This is a genomic window from Streptomyces sp. NPDC058469, from assembly GCF_042721125.1.
Taxonomy (GTDB): Bacteria; Actinomycetota; Actinomycetes; order Streptomycetales; family Streptomycetaceae; genus Streptomyces.
On the sequence record NZ_JBHXME010000326.1, the window covers coordinates 1 to 3,414 of the forward strand.

Annotated in this window: 1 protein-coding gene and 1 pseudogene; both read right to left on the reverse strand. The window is 72.8% G+C overall.

Annotated elements, in window-relative coordinates; translation table 11 throughout:
* Positions 1–60: 60 nt before the first annotated feature.
* The gene (locus tag ACFWP5_RS52075; RefSeq protein WP_384174396.1) at positions 61–1,038 is read right to left on the reverse strand and encodes a bifunctional riboflavin kinase/FAD synthetase; all 978 of its coding nucleotides are present in this window, start codon (positions 1,036–1,038) and stop codon (positions 61–63) included.
* A 150-nt stretch (positions 1,039–1,188) separates the two neighbouring features.
* Positions 1,189–3,414, reverse strand: a pseudogene (locus tag ACFWP5_RS52080) (serine protease); the annotation flags it as partial.

Consider the following 3,414-nt stretch of genomic DNA (forward strand, 5'->3'; position numbering starts at 1 on the left):
GTGCCCACAGGCACCGGCCGCCCTTCGTCGTCGTAGAACCAAGAACAGGAACGAGAACAGTTACCTGGCGTCCCCGCCGCTGCCCTCATCCCCTTCGTCCGCCGAGATCAGCTCCCGGCACCGCTTCACGTCCTGCGCGATCTGCTCCAGCAGGCCCTCCAGCGAATCGAACTTCGCCTGGCCGCGCACGAACGCGAGGAAGTCGACGGCGACATGCAGGCCGTACAGGTCGAGGCCGACGCGGTCGATCGCGTACGCCTCCACCGTGCGCTCGGTGCCGTCGAACTGCGGGTTCGTGCCGACGGAGATCGCGGCCGGCATGGCCTCTCCCTCGACGTGGAGGTAACCGGCGTAGACGCCGTCCGCCGGGATCGCCGTATGGGGCAGGGTCTCGACGTTGGCCGTCGGGAAGCCCATTTCGCGACCGCGCTGGGCACCACGCACCACGACACCCTCCACCCGGTGCGGGCGGCCGAGAATCTCGCGGGCGCCCTCGACGTCGCCCTCGGCGACCAGTCGCCTGGTCAGTGTGGAGGAGAAGGGCTCGCCGCCGCCCGCCGCACCGCTCACGTAAAGATCCACCACCTCTACCTCGAAGTCGTATGTCTTGCCCTGCTCGATCAGGAAGGCCACATTGCCCGCGGCCTTGTGGCCGAAGCGGAAGTTGGGGCCCTCGACGACCGCCTTCGCGTGCAGTTTGTCCACCAGGACCTTGACCACGAAGTCGGCCGGGGACAGCTTCGAGAACTCCTTGGTGAACGGCAGGATCAGCGCCGCGTCCACTCCCAGCTCGGCCATCAGTTCGGCTCGGCGGTGGTGCGGGGCGAGCAGCGGCGGGTGGCTGCCGGGGCGCACGACCTCGCTGGGGTGCGGGTCGAAGGTGACGACGACCGAGGGAACGCCCAGCTCACGCGCCCGCTGCACGGCATGCCGGATGATCAGCTGGTGCCCGCGGTGGACCCCGTCGTAAGAACCGATGGTGACGACGCTGCGCCCCCAGTCCTCAGGGATGTCCTCCAAGCCACGCCAGCGCTGCACTGTGACCGCTCCTCATCGAACCCGTGTCCGTATGTAGACCTGTGTCGTTGACCTCTTACGCAGGTCTAAGGGTGCCATGCCGGGGGCCTCCGGCCCGCATCGGCATAGAGGCTGTGACCGGGCGCACGTACGGAACACGAGATGCACGGCTTATGCGGGGACCCCCACCCCCGCCAGGTTCTCGATCATGCGCCGCGTGCTGGGTCCGACCACCGCCGCCCAGTCCTCCGGGGTGTCGGCCAGCCAGCGGGCCATCAGGGCCGCGAAGCCGGGCACGTGGCGGCCCAGGTCGACGAGCCCGCGGTCGAAACGGGTCGCGCCTGCGGGGGTACGAACGAGCAGCCGGCCGGTGCGGTGGACGAGGTCGCGGATCTCGTCGTCGTCTCGGCGGCCTGCCGTGTGCAGGAGTGCGTCCAGTACGGCGGGGTCGTGCTCGTGCGTGAGCAGGAACTCCAGGAGTTCGCGGCGCAGGGGGCGGGAGGCCGGGGCGCCGGGGGCGGCGAGGACGGCCGCGAGGGCGGTCCGCGCCGACGCGGGGCCGCCGTCGAGGAGGCCGGTGACCAGGGGGAGGAGGATCGCCCGGGCGGTGGGGCCGTGGTCGAGGCACCGGTCGACGTAGACGCCGAGCTGCGCGGCCGTCTCCGGCCACCGTACAGCGGTCTCGCGCACCAGGGCGGCGGCCCGGCGCGCGAGGGCCGGGGTCGTGACGTCGGCGAGCGTGCGGACCGCCTCGCTCGCGTGCGGTCCGTGCAGTCGGGCGCGGAAGGCTTCGAGGACCGGTTCGGGGTGGGTGGTCAGGGCGGCGGCCAGCGCGCTCGGCGGGAACTGCGGGTCGCCGGACACGAAGTGCCGTAGGGCCTGCGGGAGATGGCGGGCGCGGGTGTGCGGATCGCGGACGAGGAGGGCGAGCGCGCCGCCGTGCAGGGTGGAGTCGGCGGGGCGGGCGAGGAGGAACTGGGCTGCGTAGCGCAGGAGTTCACGGTCGGCCTCGGTCCGTACGTGCGGGGCGGCCCGCAGTGCGTACGCCACCGCCGCCACCCTTCGCGCCGGTTGCTCGTCGTGCGTCCACCGGTCCACGGCCCGGCACACGGCCGAGGGTTCCTCCTCGGCGAGTACGGCGAGGAGTTCGTCGGCCCGCCCGTGCGCACAGCCGACGAGCACCTCCGTCAGGTCGTCCAGCGCCCGCCGCCGATGCGTGTGCAGCAACGCCTGCGCGGCCGTCGCCACGGTCGCCTCCGGCATCGCGGGCAACGGCCGCTCGTCGTCGAACCACCGCGTCAGCAGCGGCTGTACGGCCACGGGGTCGGCGGCGAGCAACTCGGCGGCGGTGTCCAGGAATCGGGGCAGCCCGCTGTCCTGCGGGGCGCCGTCGGCGAGCACGAGCCGCCGTAGCAACGCGAACCGCTCGGCCTCCGGCAGGTGCAGCGCGGTCCAGAACTCCGGCGCGAACTCCTTTGGTACGGCCGCCTGTTGCCGCCTCCGTGCCACCAACTGGTCGGCCAGCAGCCGCAGCGCCCCCCTGTACGGCGTCGCGTCGGGCACCCGGAGCAGCACTTCGGCGAGCAGCCGCGCGGCCCACCAGGAGTCCGGATCGGCGTCCAGGGCCTCCGCCAACTCCTCCAGTCGTAGGGCCAGTTGACGGGTGCCGTGCTGCCGGGCGAGGAGCAGCAGGGCCTGCACGACGGGGCCGATGCGGTGATGCGGTACGGGGAGCGGATGCCCTGCCCGCGACGCACGGGACCGGTGGACCAGAGCGCGCAGGGCCTCGTCCAGGTCGAGGTGGATGCCCTGGATCCAGTCGGCCAACTCCTCGTGGGCGAAGCGGTATCCGGTCCCGGCCGGCACGAGCAGGCCCTCGGTGAGGACGGCGGACGCCCACCCGGTACCGCCGCCGAGCCTTGCGGGTGCGGGCCCCCACGGGAACACCGCCTCGAACGACTCCCGGTCCAACTCCCCCTGCCCCGGCCCGAGACTGCGCCGCGCCGCTTCGTGCACCTGCCCGGACACCTTTGCCGCGAGCCGCCGTACGGCGGTGCCGCGCAGCCCGTTCTCGGCGGCGAGCCGGACCGCGATCCGGAGGCACATGAGGTCGAGGTAGGCCGAGAACACGTCGTCCCGGTCGAGCCGGGCGCCCGGGGTCGCGGGCAGCGCGGCGAGCACCTCGGAGAGGAGCCGGAGGGCGAGGGGGTGACGGGAGTCGGGTCCGGCGAGGGCGCCCTCCGGAACGCCGTACGCTGCGCGGGCTCGGCGGGCTTCGTCCGGCCGCAGGTCTCCGAGGTGGACGCAGGCTGGAAGTACCGCCCTGGGGACTGCGCCCCCCCTCACGGAACCATTCCACTCGCACGACCCATGGGTCCTCCGACCACCCGTAGACGA